Source organism: Streptomyces sp. NBC_00557 (assembly GCF_036345995.1).
Lineage (GTDB): Bacteria > Actinomycetota > Actinomycetes > Streptomycetales > Streptomycetaceae > Streptomyces.
Map to the genome: position 1 here is coordinate 825,608 of NZ_CP107796.1, position 16,179 is coordinate 841,786.

At 73.7% G+C, this 16,179-nt stretch carries 13 protein-coding genes; 8 read left to right on the top strand and 5 right to left on the bottom strand.

The window, feature by feature from the left end; translation table 11 throughout:
- Positions 1 to 191: 191 nt before the first annotated feature.
- On the bottom strand, positions 192 to 1,571 hold the full coding sequence (locus OG956_RS03005) for an alpha-lytic protease prodomain-containing protein (protein ID WP_443065522.1): 1,380 nt from the start codon (positions 1,569 to 1,571) through the stop codon (positions 192 to 194).
- A gap of 183 nt (positions 1,572 to 1,754) precedes the next feature.
- On the opposite strand from OG956_RS03005, the gene OG956_RS03010 reads away from it, so the two are divergent.
- The 5 genes from OG956_RS03010 to OG956_RS03030 all read left to right on the top strand — a co-directional run bounded on the left by OG956_RS03010 (position 1,755) and on the right by OG956_RS03030 (position 8,778).
- Complete coding sequence (locus OG956_RS03010) at positions 1,755 to 2,168, top strand: PaaI family thioesterase (protein ID WP_330336353.1); 414 nt, start codon at positions 1,755 to 1,757, stop codon at positions 2,166 to 2,168.
- Between the two features lie 453 nt (positions 2,169 to 2,621).
- The gene (locus OG956_RS03015; RefSeq protein WP_330336354.1) at positions 2,622 to 2,837 is read left to right on the top strand and encodes a type A2 lantipeptide; all 216 of its coding nucleotides are present in this window, start codon (positions 2,622 to 2,624) and stop codon (positions 2,835 to 2,837) included.
- 100 nt (positions 2,838 to 2,937) lie between these two features.
- Complete coding sequence (locus OG956_RS03020; protein ID WP_330336355.1) at positions 2,938 to 3,744, top strand: HlyD family efflux transporter periplasmic adaptor subunit; 807 nt, start codon at positions 2,938 to 2,940, stop codon at positions 3,742 to 3,744.
- On the top strand, positions 3,741 to 5,960 hold the full coding sequence (locus OG956_RS03025) for an NHLP family bacteriocin export ABC transporter peptidase/permease/ATPase subunit (RefSeq protein ID WP_330336356.1): 2,220 nt from the start codon (positions 3,741 to 3,743) through the stop codon (positions 5,958 to 5,960). Before OG956_RS03020 ends, OG956_RS03025 begins: the two co-directional genes overlap by 4 nt.
- A gap of 1 nt (position 5,961) precedes the next feature.
- Positions 5,962 to 8,778 (top strand): NHLP bacteriocin export ABC transporter permease/ATPase subunit, encoded by a 2,817-nt coding sequence (locus OG956_RS03030; protein WP_330336357.1) that lies wholly within the window; start codon positions 5,962 to 5,964, stop codon positions 8,776 to 8,778.
- Here OG956_RS03030 and OG956_RS03035 read toward each other — a convergent pair.
- Complete coding sequence (locus tag OG956_RS03035) at positions 8,775 to 9,593, bottom strand: ribonuclease BN (RefSeq protein ID WP_330336358.1); 819 nt, start codon at positions 9,591 to 9,593, stop codon at positions 8,775 to 8,777. The genes OG956_RS03030 and OG956_RS03035 overlap by 4 nt on opposite strands.
- A 241-nt stretch (positions 9,594 to 9,834) precedes the next feature.
- On the opposite strand from OG956_RS03035, the gene OG956_RS03040 reads away from it, so the two are divergent.
- The gene (locus tag OG956_RS03040; RefSeq protein ID WP_330342721.1) at positions 9,835 to 10,881 is read left to right on the top strand and encodes an MGDG synthase family glycosyltransferase; all 1,047 of its coding nucleotides are present in this window, start codon (positions 9,835 to 9,837) and stop codon (positions 10,879 to 10,881) included.
- Positions 10,882 to 11,212: 331 nt separating this feature from the next.
- On the opposite strand, the gene OG956_RS03045 is transcribed toward OG956_RS03040, so the two are convergent.
- From OG956_RS03045 to OG956_RS03055, 3 genes are read right to left on the bottom strand one after another with little or no spacing between them, the layout of a single operon-like run.
- Complete coding sequence (locus tag OG956_RS03045) at positions 11,213 to 11,983, bottom strand: polysaccharide deacetylase family protein (RefSeq protein WP_330336359.1); 771 nt, start codon at positions 11,981 to 11,983, stop codon at positions 11,213 to 11,215.
- A gap of 51 nt (positions 11,984 to 12,034) precedes the next feature.
- Positions 12,035 to 12,949: a DMT family transporter gene (locus OG956_RS03050; protein WP_330336360.1), complete on the bottom strand. Its 915-nt coding sequence runs from the start codon at positions 12,947 to 12,949 to the stop codon at positions 12,035 to 12,037.
- Positions 12,950 to 12,955: 6 nt separating this feature from the next.
- A complete protein-coding gene (locus tag OG956_RS03055; RefSeq protein WP_330336361.1) occupies positions 12,956 to 13,810 on the bottom strand; it encodes an SDR family NAD(P)-dependent oxidoreductase in 855 nt (284 codons plus the stop codon).
- Between the two features lie 309 nt (positions 13,811 to 14,119).
- Between OG956_RS03055 and OG956_RS03060 the strand changes: the two genes are divergently transcribed.
- Positions 14,120 to 15,631, top strand: coding sequence for an MFS transporter (locus tag OG956_RS03060; protein WP_330336362.1), 1,512 nt, complete (start codon positions 14,120 to 14,122; stop codon positions 15,629 to 15,631).
- Between the two features lie 369 nt (positions 15,632 to 16,000).
- Positions 16,001 to 16,177, top strand: a complete 177-nt coding sequence (locus tag OG956_RS03065; RefSeq protein WP_330336363.1) for a hypothetical protein — start codon at positions 16,001 to 16,003, stop codon at positions 16,175 to 16,177.
- Positions 16,178 to 16,179: the final 2 nt, after the last annotated feature.

Consider the following 16,179-nt stretch of genomic DNA (forward strand, 5'->3'; position numbering starts at 1 on the left):
CGGTGGGCACGGCGGTCCGGCCCTCCCGCCGGAGGGCCGGACCGTTCCCCGCCGACGGGAACCGCGGGTGAGGCCGGCGGGGAGACGGGGGTGCCCGGCGGCGCACCGGAAGAGGCGCGGGAACGGCCCGCCGAGCACAAGGCGCTGCGGCCGAGAGGCGGCCCGTAGCGCCGCCTCTCGGATGCCGGACGCTAGCGCGTACTGGTCAGCGACGACCCGTCGTCCCCGGCCCCTGCGCCGGACTGGTCGCTGCCGCTGCCGGACTGGTCGCCCGCCGACGCCGACGGATCCGCGGAGCCGGACTGGTCGCCCGCGCCCGACTGGTCCCCCGCGCCCGACTGGTCGCCGCCACCGGACTGGTCGCCCGCCGAGGCCGACGGATCCGCGGAGCCGGACTGGTCGCCGGCCCCGGACTGGTCGCCGGCGCCGTTGCCGAGGGTGGCGCCGGTGGCTTGCAGGGCGGCGGTGACCGGCTGGAAGAAGGTCTCGCCGCCGCTGGTGCAGTCGCCGCTGCCGCCGGAGGTGAGGCCGACCGCGCTGCCGTCCTGCGTGAACAGCGAGCCGCCGCTGTCGCCGGGCTCGGCGCAGACGTTGGTCTGGATGAGGCCGTTGACCGTGTCGACGCCGCCGGGGTTCGTCTCGCTCTGGAAGTTGACCGTGGCGTCGAGGCCGGTGACCTGGCCGTCGTGCAGTCCGGTGGTGGAGCCCATCCGGAACACGGTCTCGCCGACCGTGGCGTCGGCGGCCTGGTTGATCTGCACGGTCTGGCCGTTGCCGACGTTGACCTCGCTGGGCGCCTGGGTGCTCGCGTCGTTGTACTTGACGAGCGAGAAGTCGTTGCCGGGGAACTTGGCCTGGTCGACAGTGGCGACGGGCTGCCCGTTCTGGGAGTCGGACCAGTCCTTGGCGGCGACCCCGCAGTGACCGGCCGTCAGGAAGGCGGGGCTGCCGTCGGAGGCGGTGACGTTGAAGCCGAGGGAGCAGCGCACGCCGCCCTGCTGGGTCTGGGCGAAGATGGCGTCGCCGCCGGAAACGAAGGTCTTGAAGGTCCCGGCGGACTTCTTCAGGGTCGCCATGCCGGAGCCGAGACTCTGCACGGTGGACTGCAGTCTGTCCCACTTGGCGCCGGTGACGGTGGAGTCGGCGGTGACGAGGATCTTGTCGGTGCGCGGGTCCACGGCCCAGGAGGTGCCCGGGATGGTCGCCTTGGTCTTCAGCGTCGTGGCGGCGGCCTTGAGGTCGCTGGTGCTGTTCTTCACCTGGCGGACCACCGCGCCCGCCTTCTTCGCCTGCTGGATCACGTTGTTGTCGCCGCTGACCACGTTGACGACGAGCTGCTGCCTGCCGCCGTCGTAGTACGACCCGGCGAAGGCGTCACCGAGTGCCTTCTGCAACTGGGCGGCGAGGCCGGAGGCCTGAGTGGCCTTCAGGGTCTTCGCGGCGCCGCCCGCCGCCTCGCTCTTGTCCTGCGAGGCGTTGGCGTGCGGGAGCAGGAGGGCCGCCGCTCCGAGCGCCGCGACACCGCCCACCGCTATCGCGGCCTTGCGCTTGGGCATTCGCTTGTGACTCAAACTTCTCGACCTCCTGGGTACGGGGGCTGCCGCTCGCGGGCAGTTCGTCTCGGGGCGCCTGGATGGCCGTACGTACGCACCGGCCGTGCGGTGCGTTCAATTCCGTTTCCCGGCGGCCGTGCCGGGCGGGTGAATCGGCCATGCCCCGCGTGGGGCGGCGTGCGGCCGGGAACACTCCCGCGTATGACGATGAGTCCGGCCGAAGCCGACAAGATCCTCGCCGCGAACTTCGCTCCCTGGGTGCTCGATCTCGGACTGACGGTCGAGGCGGTGGGCGAGGACCGGGCCGTGCTGCGTCTGCCCTGGTCGGAGCGTCTGGCCCGGGAGGGCGGCGGTCTGTCGGGGCAGGCGCTGATGGCGGCGGCCGACACGGCGACTGTGATCGCGGTGTCGGCCGCGCGGGGCGGATTCGTGCCGATGACGACCGTTCAGCAGTCGACGTCGTTCCAGCGGGCGGTGTCCGGCGCGGATGTCCGGATCGAAGCGGTGCTGACGAAACTGGGCCGCCGGATGGCGTTCGCGGACATCGCCCTGAGCGACGCCGGCTCGGGGGCGCTCGCCGCCCGGGCGAGCACGGTGTACGCGATCCTTGGCTGACACGGACCGTCAGCGACCAGTAACGTTCCGTTCCTGGCGCGTACCGGAATCTTCCCTTCAGGGAATCTGCACATCGAATACCCGAGCGGCTCACCGCCGACGGCGGATCTGCACATCCGCGCGCCCCCGCGCATGCCTTTGGCGCGGAGTGCCGGATTCACCGGCGGACGGGCAAGGGCACCGGCGCGACGATGCCGTGCGGCATGTGAAGGAGTCGCCGACATGTCGTGCGCAGACCTGCACGGATGAACCCCGTCATCGGTCAAGTGCCCTGGTGAGAGCCCTGGTTGATTGGAAGCGCGCCCCGCGTGCGTGCTTTGATCCATCGCACCGCGGGGGTTCACGGCGGGCTCCCGGAGACGGGGGCCCGGCGCCCGCGGTCGCGGCCGTCCGTCTGTCCCCAGAGGGGCCGCTCCCCCTTGTGAAGTATCCATCAGGAAGGGAAGTTCCATCATGAACTCCACCCCCCAGGTCGAGACCGTCGAGATCTCGGACGCCGAGCTGGACAACGTCTCCGGCGGTCTGTCCGTGAACACCCTGAACACCGTCACGGGTGCCGTGAACGGCGTCGCCCCGGTCTCCGGCGCCGTGAACACGGCCGTCGGCACCGTCGAGGGTGTCACCGGTCTGAACGTGCAGCCGGTCACCGACCTGGTCGCCGGTCTCTGATCGCACCTCGTCGCACCGGAGTCCCGGAGCCGTTCGCCGGCTCCGGGGCTCTCGGATGCCCTGAAACACCCGCGTCTCTCCCACAGGTGAGGGAAGTTCCGTGCAGTTCCGCCAACAGGCCCTCGCCAAGCTCCAGTCACCGGAAGAGCTGGACCTCCCGGTGCGGCTCGCCCGCCCCCAGGGCTGGCTGGCCCTCGGCGTCACCGTCGTCGTGATGGCGGCGGCCTCCGTGTGGGCGGTGACCGGTTCGGTCGCCTCCACGGTGAGCGCCCCGGCCGTCCTCACCCACGGGCAGGGCAGCTATGTGCTGCAGAGCCCGGTGTCCGGACAGGTGACGGCCGTCCTGGCCCGGCAGGGCGAGCGGCTGCCCGCGAACGCCCCGGTCCTCAAGGTCCGTACCCAGCAGGGCGATGCGGTGGTCCGCACGGTCGCCGCGGGCCGTGTCACCACGCTCGCCGCCACCATCGGGCAGATCATCCAGACCGGCACGAACGTGGCCGCCGTCGAGAAGGTCGCCCACGCCTCCGACCCGCTGTACGCGACCGTGTACGTCCCCGCCGAGAGCGCCGCCGGCATCCCGGCGCACGCCTCCGTCGACCTCACGGTGTCCTCGGTGCCGGCGCAGACGTACGGCGTGCTGCGCGGCGAGGTGAAGTCGGTGGACCGCACCGCGCAGTCCGCCCAGTCGATCTCCGCCTTCCTCGGCGACAGCCAGCTCGGCGAGCAGTTCACCCGCAAGGGCCGCCCGGTGGCCGTCCTGGTCGCCCTCGACAGGTCGGCCACCACGAAGAGCGGTTACCGCTGGTCCACCACGGACGGACCGCCGTTCCGGCTGGACTCCATGACGCTCGCCTCCGGTTCCATCAAGCTGGCCGACCAGCACCCCGTCGATTGGCTGCTCCCGTGACCGCCACCCAGGAACGCGGCCGCAGACGCGCCGCCCCCGCCAAGCGGCCGGTCCCCAGACCCCGCGGCGGAACGGTCCGCACCCCCACCGTGCTCCAGATGGAGGCCGTCGAGTGCGGCGCCGCCTCCCTCGCGATGGTCCTCGCGCACTACGGCCGGCACGTCCCGCTGGAGGAGCTGCGCATCGCCTGCGGTGTCTCCCGCGACGGCTCGCGCGCCTCCAACCTGCTGAAGGCGGCGCGCAGTTACGGCCTGACCGCCAAGGGCATGCAGATGGACCTGGCCGCGCTCGCCGAGGTCGCGGCGCCGGCCATACTGTTCTGGGAGTTCAACCACTACGTCGTCTACGACGGCATGGGCCGCCGCTTCGGCCGCCGCGGCGTGTACATCAACGACCCCGCCAAGGGCCGCCGGTTCGTGCCCATGGAGGAGTTCGACGGCAGCTTCACCGGTGTGGTGCTGGTGATGGAGCCGGGCGACGGCTTCACCAAGGGCGGCCGCAGGGCGGGCGTGCTCGGCGCGATGCCGGCCCGGCTGCGCGGCACCGCAGGCACCCTGCCCGCCGCCGTCCTGGCCAGCCTGCTGCTGGTCGCGGTCGGCGCCGCCGTGCCCGCGCTCAGCCGCACCTACATCGACACGTTCCTCATCGGCGGCCAGACCTCCCTGCTCGGCGTGCTGTTCGCCTCCATGGCCACCTGCGTGCTGCTCACCCTGGTGCTGACCTGGCTGCAGCAGGCCAACCTGCTGCACGGCCGGATCATCTCCTCCACCCTCTCCAGCGCCCGCTTCCTGCGCCATCTGCTGCGGCTGCCGGTCACCTTCTTCGCCCAGCGCTCGCCCGCCGACCTGGTGCAGCGCCTGCAGTCCAACGACCAGGTCGCCGAGACCCTGGCCCGCGACCTCGCGGCGGCCGGCGTCGACGCCGTCGTCGTCGTCCTGTACGCCGTCCTCCTGTACACCTACGACCCGCAGCTGACGTTCGTCGGCATCGGCGTGGCCCTGCTCAACGTGGTCGCCATGCGGCTGGTGGTCCGGCTGCGCGCGACCCGCACGGCGAAACTGCGCGCGGACACGGCACGGCTGACGAACACCTCGTACACCGGTCTGCAGCTGATCGAGACGATGAAGGCGACCGGCGGCGAGGACGGCTACTTCCGCAAGTGGGCCGGGCAGCACGCCACCACGCTGGAGGAGCAGCAGCGGCTCGGGGTGCCGAGCGCCTGGCTGGGCGTGGTCGCCCCCACCCTCGCCACCTTCAACAGCGCGCTGATCCTGTGGATCGGCGGCCTGCGCGCGGTCGAGGGGCACATCTCGGTGGGCCTGCTGGTCGCCTTCCAGGCGCTGGTCACCCGCTTCACGGCACCTTTGACGAGGCTCAACGGCGTGGCGGGCCGCATCCAGGACTTCGCGGCCGACGTGGCCCGGCTGAAGGACGTGGAGAACTTCCAGGCCGACCCGCTCTACGCCCGCCCCGGCGGCGCCGACTCCACCCGGCGGCTGCACGGACACGTCGAGCTGGAGAACATCACCTTCGGCTACAGCCCGCTGGACAAGCCGCTGCTGAGCGGCTTCGACCTGACCGTGGGACCGGGGCAGCAGGTGGCGCTGGTCGGCGGCTCCGGCAGCGGAAAGTCCACGGTGTCCCGGCTGATCTCGGGCCTGTACACGCCGTGGGACGGGGTGATCCGCATCGACGGCCGCCGGCTGGAGGACATCCCGCGCGGCGCGCTCGCCGCCTCCGTCTCCTTCGTCGACCAGGACGTGTTCCTCTTCGAGGGCTCGGTCCGCGACAACGTGGCCCTGTGGGACCCGTCGATCCCGGACGAGGCCGTGGTGGAGGCGCTGAAGGACGCGGCCCTGTACGACGTGGTGATGCGCCGGCCCGGCGGCATCCACAGCAAGGTGGAGCAGGACGGCCACAACTTCTCCGGCGGACAGCGGCAGCGGCTCGAGATCGCCCGGGCCCTGGTCCGCAGGCCGAGCATCCTCGTCCTGGACGAGGTGACCAGCGCGCTGGACGCGGAGACCGAGCTGGTCGTGATGGACAACCTGCGCCGGCGCGGCTGCGCCTGCGTGGTGATCGCGCACCGGCTGAGCACGGTCCGCGACAGCGACGAGATCGTCGTACTGCAGCACGGCACGGTCGTGGAGCGCGGGCGGCACGAGGAGCTGGTGGCGCGCGGCGGCGCGTACGCCGCGCTGGTCAGGGAGCGATGAGATGACGTCCGTACAGGAAGGCGATCTGGTCCTGGGCGCGCTCGGCTCGCTGGGCACGCGCATCGACTGCGCCGGCCTCAACCGCCTCGATCTCGAAGGCCCCCAGGTGCTGTGGCTGGTCGCGGCCGGCGCCCTGGACCTGTTCGCGGTGGACGCCGTCCAGCAGGGCCACTGGCACCACCTGGGCCGGCTGGAGGCGGGCACGCTGCTGCTCGGGCCGGTCGCCGGGCCCCAGCACACCCTGGTGGCCCGCCCGGTCCGGGACTGCGTGGTGCACCGGATCAACCTGCGCGAGCTGTACCAGCCGGCGAACACCCAGACCTGGTCGTACGACGAGTACGGCAACCCGCAGTACGTGCCGCCCGCCACCAGCCCGCTGGAGTACGCGGTGGCACTCGGCGTCGGCCGCGGCCTGTCCGTGCTGTTCCAGGCGCCGATGGCGGAGGAACGGGCCACCACACCCACCGACGACGACGTGTTCTGGATGCAGGTGCCGCCGGGCAGCGTCCAGTACGGCTCGCTGTACGGGGCGGAGGCCGCCGCGGATCTGCTGATGGACCCGGCGCTGTGGCAGTCCATGGTGGACCAGCAGTACCGGCTGCTGACCGCGCTGGACCGGTGGATCGAGCAGCTGGAGCGCAGCCACGAGACCCGTACGGCCGCCGGCATCAAGGCCGGTGAGGCGGTGCGCGCCCAGGCCGACCAGACGCTGCTGGCGTCCATCGGCAAACGCTCGGCCCGCCGGACCACGGCCGCGGACGCCGACGCCGGGTACGCCGCCTGCAAGCTGGTCGCCGAGGCGGCCGGGATCACGCTCGCCGAGCCCGCGCAGAGCGGTACCGAGAGCGAACGCCTCGACCCGATCGAGCGGGTGGCGCTCGCCTCCCGGGTACGCACCCGCGCCGTACGGCTCCAGGGGCGCTGGTGGCGGGAGAACGTGGGCCCGCTCGTCGGGCACCGGGCGCTGTCCGGGGCGCCGGTCGCGCTGCTGTGGCGGCGCGGCGGCTATGTCGCCGTCCATCCCGGCACGGGCCGCGAGACCCCGATCGAGAAGGCGAACGCGGAGGAGTTCGAGCCGCGCGCGGTGATGTTCTACCGGCCCCTGCCCGACAGGGCGCTCACCCCGCTCGGCCTGCTGCGGTTCAGCCTGCGCGGCACCCGCGGCGATCTGCTCGCCCTGCTGCTGGCGGGCCTGGTGACGGTGGCGATCGGCGCGCTGGTGCCGGTCGCGACGGGCAAGGTGCTCGGCGAGTTCGTGCCGAGGGCGCAGACCGGCCCCATCGTGCAGGTGTGCCTCGCGGTGATGGTGAGCGGGGTGGTCGCGGCGGCGTTCACGCTGCTGGAGAACCTGTCCATCCTGCGGCTGGAGGGCCGGATCGAGGCCGCGCTCCAGCCCGCCGTGTGGGACAGGCTGCTGCGGCTGCCGACCCGGTTCTTCACCCAGCGCTCCACCGGCGAGCTGGCCAGTGCGGCGATGGGCATCAGCGCGATCCGCCGGCTGCTGGCGGGCGTCGGCCCGGTGGTCGCGCAGTCGGTGACGGTCGGCGCGATGAACCTGGGCCTGCTGTTCTGGTACAGCCCGTCGATGGCCCTGGCGGCGCTCGGCATGCTCGTCGTGATCGCGGCCGTGTTCCTGGGGCTCGGGCTGTGGCAGGTGCGCTGGCAGCGCAAGCTGACGGTGCTCGGCAACAAGCTGAACAACCAGGCCTTCCAGACCCTTCGGGGCCTGCCCAAGCTGCGGGTCGCGGCAGCCGAGAACTACGCCTACGCCGCCTGGGCGCGCCAGTTCGCCCGCAGCCGGGAGCTGCAGCAGAAGGTCGGCCGGATCAAGAACCTCACCACCGTCCTCGGCGGGATCTATCTGCCGGTGTGCACGCTGCTGATGTTCATGCTGCTGGCGGGCCCGGCGAAGGGCGCGATGTCGGCGTCCGGCTTCCTGACCTTCAACACGTCGGTGACGATGGTGCTGACCTCGGTCACCCAGCTGACCGGCTCCTTCGTGTCGGCGGTGGCCGCGCTGCCGCTGTTCGAGGAGATCAAGCCGGTCTTCGAGGCGACGCCCGAGGTGCGCACGTCCAGCACCCGGCCGGGCCCGCTGTCCGGCGCGATCGAGGCCCGCCGGCTGTCCTTCCGGTACGCCGACGACGGCCCGCTCGTCCTGGACGACGTGTCCTTCGCCGTCCGGCCGGGCGAGTTCGTGGCGATCGTCGGCCCGAGCGGCTGCGGCAAGTCCACCCTGCTGCGGCTGCTGATCGGCTTCGACAAGCCGGTCTCCGGCAGCGTCCTGTACGACGGCCAGGACCTGGCGGCGCTGGACCAGTCGGCGGTGCGCCGCCAGTGCGGCGTGGTCCTGCAGCACGCGCAGCCCTTCACCGGCTCGATCCTGGACGTCATCTGCGGCACCGAGCCGTACACGCCGGAGGAGGCGATGGCGGCGGCCGAGATGGCGGGGCTCGCGGAGGACATCAAGCGGATGCCGATGGGGCTGCACACGATCGTGGCCGGCAACGGCGCGATCTCCGGCGGGCAGCGGCAGCGCCTGATGATCGCCCAGGCGCTGATCCGGCGTCCGCGGATCCTGTTCTTCGACGAGGCCACCAGCGCCCTGGACAACGACACCCAGCGCATCGTCATCGACAGCACCCGCAAGCTGAACGCCACCCGCATCGTCATCGCGCACCGCCTGTCGACGGTCCTGGACGCCGACCGGGTGATCGTGATGGAGGACGGCAAGGTCGTCCAGCAGGGTCCCCCGGCCGAGCTGCTCGCCGACACCACGGGCCGGCTGCACGAGCTGGTGCGCCGCCAGATGGCCTAGCCGCACTCGTTCTCGCCGCGGGGGTGCTCGTGGTGGGCCGGCCGCCAGTGGTGCTCGCAGAACCAGCGGCCGAACAGGGCGCCGCCGTAGATGACGAACCCGACGCCGATGAGCCAGGACTCCACGACGAGGACGGTGCCGACGGCGCCGTAGCTGAGCGCGTTGGTGACGATGAGCGGGGTGAACACCAGGTAGGAGAAGACCCGCAGACCGGCCAGCCCGATGACGGTGGCGAGCGCGCCCGGCAGCAGGGAGCGCCAGCGGATCTGCCCGCCGAGCAGGAAGCGCTGCCCCCACCAGAAGAACAGCACGCCGGTCACCGCGGACAGCCCGATCCGCTGGCCCCCGCGCAGCGTGTTCTTGCTCGCGACCTCCTGGTAGAGGTAGGCGGTGAGCACGATGAGCCAGGTCGCCTGCCGCCACACCCGGTGCCAGGGGCCGGAGGCCAGACCCCAGATGCGTTCGTAGGCGTTCTGCACGCTGCCGCCGAAGGACACGCCGAACACGGCCAGCAGCACACCGCCCCAGACGCTGGTGGTGCCGATGACCTTGCGCGGCGGGCTGATGACGCCGGTGACCACGTCGGCGGACCGCCCGGACAGGCCCATGCCGTCGGTGAGCCAGGAGGCGAAACCGCCCCGCACCAGGGGATCGGCGGCGGCGACCACGATGAGCATGGGCGCCAGCGTCACCAGGGCCAGGGTCGCGAACCCCATGGCGCGGTGCATCAGCTCCAGCTCGCGGCCGTGCTCGAACAGGGCCCCCGCCCTGAGCCACTCCCAAGCGCGGTGCAGGCCGCGCCGCCACCACCTCACGGCTCCTCCCGTGCTCGCCGCCCACACGCTCTCCTGTGCCGATTCATCCACCCCGGCCCGCTCCGGGCAACTCGCGTACCCGGCGTGTCCGGTGATCGGGCCGGGGCGACACGGCGGCCGGGTGACCGGTTTGCGGGCGCCGCCCACCGGACAATCGGACCCCGTGCGTACTCCTGCCGAGGTGCCCGCCACGGACGCGTCCAAGCCGAGCCGGCGGCGGCCGCTGATCCTCAGCGCGAGCATGGGCGCCGGCCATGACACCGTGGCCGCCGAACTGGCCCGCCGGGCCACGGCCTGCGGACTGAAGCCGCACGTGGCCGACATCCTGCACCTGCTGCCGTACGGCCTGGGCGGCGGGCTGCGCCGGTCCTACCAGGCCTCGGTGCGGCACTTCCCGTGGGCGTACGCCGGTGTCTACGGCGCCTTCCTGCGCGGCGGCCGGGGGCCGCGCCCCAGCGGGGTGCCGCTGGCCCGGCTGGCCGCCGACGCGCTGACGGACCTGGTGGAGCGGCTGGACGCCGATGCGGTGGTGCCGGTCTTCCATCTGGCCGCGCAGCTCACCGGTCATCTGCGGGCCCGGGGCCGGCTGCGGGTGCCGAGCACCGTGTTCCTCGTCGACTTCGCGGTGCACCGGCAGTGGCTGCATCCCGGCAACGACCGGTACCTGTGCCTCACGGACGAGGCGGCGGCCGAGGTGCGCCGGGCCCTGGGGACGCCGGCGGTGACGACCGGCCCGGCGGTCGCGCCCGCCTTCCACGCACCGGCGCCCGGCGCGGCGGCGTGGCGGGAGCGCTTCGAGGAGCGGGCGCCCGGCCGGCCGGCGGTCCTGCTGTCCGCGGGGGCCTGGGGTGCGGCGCACCGTGCGGAGGGCACGGCCAGGCTGCTGTGGGAGGCCGGTTATCTGCCGGTGGTGCTCTGCGGGCGCAACGCGCGGCTGCGGGCGCGGGTGTCCCGGGCGCCCGGGGTGCTCGCGCTGGACTGGGTGGACGACATGCCGGGGCTGCTGGCCGCCGCGTACGCGCTGGTGGACAACGCGGCCGGCCAGACCGCCGTACAGGCCCTGGCCGCCGGGCTGCCCGTGGTCGGGTACCGGCCGCTGCCCGGCCACGGTGTCGACGGGGTCCGGCGGATGTCCGGCCTCGGTGTCTCGGAACTCGCCCCGGACGGCGCCGCCCTGCTGGCCGCGCTCGCGCGGCTCACGGAGGGCGGACCGGAACGGGCGCGGCGGGTGGCCCGCGGGCGGGCCCTGTTCCGGGCCGACCCGCTGGTGTACGCGACGGGTCCGTGACGCGGCGGCCCGCCCGTGCAGGCTCCGCAGCCGCCGGTTCGGGCTCCGTGCGCCGCCGCGCGGTACGGCGGTGACACCGTCCCACGGCGCCCGTCCGAGGGGCCCGGGTGAGGCGAGGCGTCCCGCCGCCCGAAGCTGCTGGACCGCCGACCGTGCGGGCGATCTCCGTGCGGACGTGGCGGCGCGGCGTGCCCCGGCCGTCGGCCAGGCGGACGTGGTCCGGCCGGTCGCCCAGACGGCCGGTCTCCGGGGGCCGGCAACCGCTGCCCGATGCCGCGGCGAGCCCGGCCGGCCGGTGCCCGGGCCTCCCGTCACGCGCGCCCGTCTCTCCTCACCGGCCCCCCGCGGCAGCAGACGCCGCGGCGGACCCGGCCGGGTCGTGGTCGCGCAGTGGCCCCACCGTCAGGCCGGCCTCGCGGCAGCCCTCCACCAGCGCCGGCAGGGCGCCGAGGGTCGAGCGCCAGCAGCCCGGGGCCGCGACGCGGTCCGAGTCGTGCAGCAGCACGGTGCCGCCGTCGCGCAGGTCGGCGGCGACCAGGGCCCGCACGGACGCCGGGGTGGCCTCGGCCGTCCAGTCCTTGCCCCACGCCGACCACAGCACCGGCCGCAGCCCGGACCGCCGGGCCGCGAGCCAGCGTCCGGAGGTGAGGATGCCGTACGGCGGGCGGTACCACTGCGGCCGGTGGCCGGAGATGTCGTGCACCGCGCGGACGGTCCGGGCGACCTCCTCGGCGTCGCGGGCCGGGGCGGGCCGCCAGGGGCGGTCGTGGGTCCAGCCGTGGACGGCGAGTTCGTGTCCGCGCCGCACGGTCTCGCGGACCAGGCCGGGATGGCGTACGACGTGTTCGCCGAGCACGAAGAAGGTGGCCCGCACGCCGAGTGTGTCCAGCGCGTCGAGGAAGCGGGGCGTCGACGCGGGGTCGGGGCCGTCGTCGAAGGTGAGCGCGATGTGCCGGCTCCGGCCGGCGCCGGAGAGCCGTGGGCACAGCAGCAGCCGCACGCCCGGCAGCCAGGTCGCCGCCGGTGCGATGTGCGCGGCGGCGATACCGGCCGGGAGCAGCAGGGCCGCCTTCCGCCAGATGCGGCCGGGCCTCGGAACCATCGCTGAACCGCCTTCCTGGTCGGGGATGTCGCGTCTGCGCACGGTGGTGCCCTAACGATGTACCCGGTGCGGGTCGCGTGGCGGGCGGTCCCGCACGTGTGCGTCCCACTCCCCGCCCTCGGCGGAGGCGTGGGCGAGCCCCAGGCTGCCCGTCCCGATCAGTGTGATGCCGATCACCTCCGGGACCACCCGCGCCCCGAGCTGGATCACCTCGTCGAACAGCACCCAGCCGAGGATGACGCTGGTGATCGCGTCGCCCAGGGTGAGGGCCGGCTGGGACGCCGTCAAGGAGCCGGCGCCGAGCGCGCTCTGCAGCAGCAGGAAGGCGACGGCCCCGACGGCGCCGGTGGCGTACAGCGACCAGTGGCCGAACATCGCCTCCGGCCCCTGGCCGAGCCGCCCCACGGCCTCCTTGAGCAGGGCGGCGGTGGTCGCGAAGGACACGGCCGAGGCGAGGCCGAGCAGCGCGGCCCGCGCGGCGGCGGGCCTGGCCGGACGGGCCACCGCCACCAGCAGGACCACGGCGCCGATCGCCGCGGTGCCGCCGGCCAGCCAGGCCTGGGGCGTCGCCGTGGGCCGGCCTGCGGACGGTGACGCCGACAGGAGGAAGAGGGCCAGTCCGACGGCGAGGGCGGCGAACGCCAGCCAGGTCCGCCGGTCCGGCGTGCGCCGGAAGGCGACGCTGCCCACGATCAGCGTGAACAGCAGCTCGGCGGCGAGCAGGGGCTGGACGAGGGACAGGCTGCCCGTGGCCAGTGCCGCCGCCTGCAGCAGGCTGGAGAGCGCCAGCAGCCCGCTGCCGGCCAGCCAGTTCGGGCGCCGCAGCAGACGGGCGAGCCGGCGCAGCGCGGCCCGCGCCCTGCCGCACTCCTCGGCCTCCTGCACGGCGGCCCGGCGCTGGAGCACCGATGCGGCGGCGTTGGACAGGGCCGCGAGCAGCGCGAGCAGCACCGTGACGCCGGTCATGGCCGCTCACCCGAAGCGGGCGGCGAGCCGCCGGTACAGCCCGGGCGCGGCCCCGCGCACCAGGGCGGGGTAGCGCAGCCAGCCGGGGACGTACACCTCGTCCTTGCCCTGCCGGACGGCGGCGCAGACCGCGTCCGCCACCCGCTCGGGCGGCACCGGCCGCGGCCAGTTCCTGGTGTAGGGGGCGCCGCGGCGCGCGAAGAAGGGCGTGTCGACCGCGCCGGGGATGACGAGGCTGACACCCACCCCGGTGGGCCGCACCTCGTACCTGAGGGCGTCGGCGAAGGCGGCCAGGGCGGCCTTGGCGGCCGAGTACACGGCCTCGCCGCGCACGGCGACGCTGCCGGCGACGGATCCGATGAGCACGATGCGGCCCGTGCCGGCCGCGACCATGTGCGGCAGCAGGGCGCGCACCAGGTGGATGGTGGCCAGCAGGTCGACGCCGACGATCTCGTCGATGCGGGCGTGCGGCATGCCGGCGAAGTCACCGGCCCAGCCCACACCTGCGCTCGCCACCAGCAGGTCGAGGCGTTCGGCGTGGTCGAGGACCGCGTCGGTCAGCAGCCGCTCGGCGCCCGGCCGGGTCAGGTCCGCCGGCACGGCGAGGGCGTCGATCTGGGCGGCCACCTGCTCCAGACGGGTGACGTCGCGTCCGTTCAGCACCAGCCGCCAGCCTCCCTCGGCGGCCAGCCGTCGGGCGATCACGGCGCCGATGCCCGAGGAGGCGCCCGTCACCAGGGCGGTGCCGCTCCGGCCCGTCGGGGTCCTCGCGGATCCGGGCGCGGATTCCGTCCGGGGGACGGACGTCGCGATCGGCCCGGTGCGGTTCGACGGTCCTGTGGGAAGCGGGGCATGAGACATGGTGACGACCTCACTGCGACGTGTCTGCACGGGCTCGCGAGCTCCGGGGCCGAACCCTCGCGGTGTATCCAGGGCGCCACACACTGAAACACCCCGCACGGCGGAACCCCGCCGAACGCGTGCCGAAGTGCCCGAAGGGGACCGCGAGCCGCCTCGCGGAGGACCTTCACGCGTCGAGGACCGCAACCGCCGGAATAAAGAAACGTTGCCGTTTCGCTGATGCTCGCGTAGGCTCGAACTGTACGAAACAGTTTCGTTTACGAGCTGTTCGCCCCGTCATCCCGAACGACTTCACCGGAGTGGTTCCGCATGCCCCAGAAGACCCTGTCCGACAGCTCCCGAGCGGGGGCCGCGGCCGTAGATCACGCAGCCGCGGCGGCCTCGCCGAAGCGGTGGTGGATCCTCGCGGTCATCGCGGTCGCCCAGCTGATGGTCGTCCTCGACGCCACGATCGTGAACATCGCGCTGCCGTCCGCGCAGCACGACCTCGGGTTCTCCGACGGCAACCGGCAGTGGGTCGTGACCGCGTACGCCCTCGCCTTCGCGTCCCTGCTGCTGCTCGGCGGCCGGATCGCCGACCTGTTCGGGCGCAAGCCCGCCTTCCTCGCCGGCGTCGTCGGCTTCGCCGCGGCCTCCGCGCTCGGCGGCGCCGCGAACGGCTTCGCCATGCTGGTCGTCGCCCGCGCCCTCCAGGGCGCCTTCGGAGCGCTGCTCGCGCCCGCCGCGCTGTCGCTGCTGAACACCACGTTCACCGACGCCCGGGAGCGGGCCCGCGCCTTCAGCGTGTACGGCGCGATCGCCGGTGCCGGCGGCGCCGTGGGGCTGCTCCTCGGCGGTGTGCTGACCGACGCGCTCGACTGGCGCTGGACGCTGTACGTCAACGTGGCCATCGCGGTCGTCGCCTTCGCGGGCGGCTGGGTCCTGCTGGGCAACCACCGGGACGCGGAGCACGCCAGGCTGGACGTGCCGGGCACGGTGCTCGTCGCCGCCGGCCTGTTCTCGCTGGTCTACGGCTTCTCCAACGCCGAGACGCACGACTGGGACTCGCCGCTGACCTGGGGCTTCCTGATCGCGGGCGGGGTGCTGCTGGCGGCCTTCTCCTGGTGGCAGACCCGGGCCGCGCACCCGCTGCTGCCGCTGCGCATCCTGCTCGACCGCGACCGCGCCGCCTCCTTCCTCGCGGTGCTGATCACCGGCGCCGGCATGTTCGGCGTGTTCCTCTTCCTGACCTACTACCTCCAGCTCAACCTGGGCTTCAGCCCCACGAAGACCGGTGTGGCCTTCCTGCCGATGGTGGGCGCGCTGATGGTGACCGCCCAGGTCGGGACCACGGTCCTGCTGCCGCGCCTCGGCCCGAAGACGGTCATCCCGCTCGGCTTCGCCGTCGCGATGGCCGGCATGGCCTGGCTGACCGGCATCGGCGTGGGCTCGCACTACGCGAGCGCCGTGCTGCCCCAGCTGATCGTGACCGGCGTCGGCCTCGGCCTGGTCATGCCGCCGGCCATGCAGCTGGCCACCGGCGGAGTGGCCGCCGAGGACGCAGGCGTGGCCTCGGCCACCGTCAACGCCATGCAGCAGGTGGGCGGTTCGATCGGCACGGCCCTGCTGAACACGCTCGCGGCGAGCGCCGCCACGGACTACCTGTCCGGCCGGGACGCCACCAGCAGGCTGGTGCAGGCCCAGGCGACCATCGAGAGCTACACGACCGCCTTCTGGTGGTCGGCCGGCTTCTTCGCCGCCGGCGCGGTGCTCGCCTTCCTGCTCTACCGGCGCGGGGTGTCCCGGCAGGACGCGGGAGCCGCACCCGTCGTCCACATGTGACGGGCGCCGGGTGACCACCGGACACCACCGGGCCCGGGGGGCCGCCGTCGGCAGGGGAGACGGCGGCCCCTCGGCCTGTCATGGTGGGGGTGTGCGCAGGACGGCGGCAGCGCTCGGCGCCCCCGCCTCCGGCGGCTGCCGCCCGGCCGCTGCCGTTCGTCCACGCCGTCGGAGCCTACGGCTCCGACCTGGGCGTTCGTTCGCTGGTCCGGGGAGGCGGGGCTGGTGCGGCGGCACGGTGCGGCCTACGGGCGCCGCCGGCGGACGGTGCCGGGCCGGCGGCCGCGGCGCACTCCCTGGCAGGGCGGTTGAGACGCCGGCCGGCGGGTAACTCAGATGATCAGATGACCGGCGGCGGGAGGACAGGCCATGCCCGGTGAGGAAAACGACGAGAAGGCCCGCAAGGAACAGTTCGACACGGCCCTGGAGGAAGTCCTCCGGGAGGTCGAGGAGGCCGAGCAGCGAGACGAGGACGACACCGGCGGCAAGGCCGGGGACGCCATCACACCCAACACCGACGCCCAGGAGCAGGCGAGCGAGGACTGAGG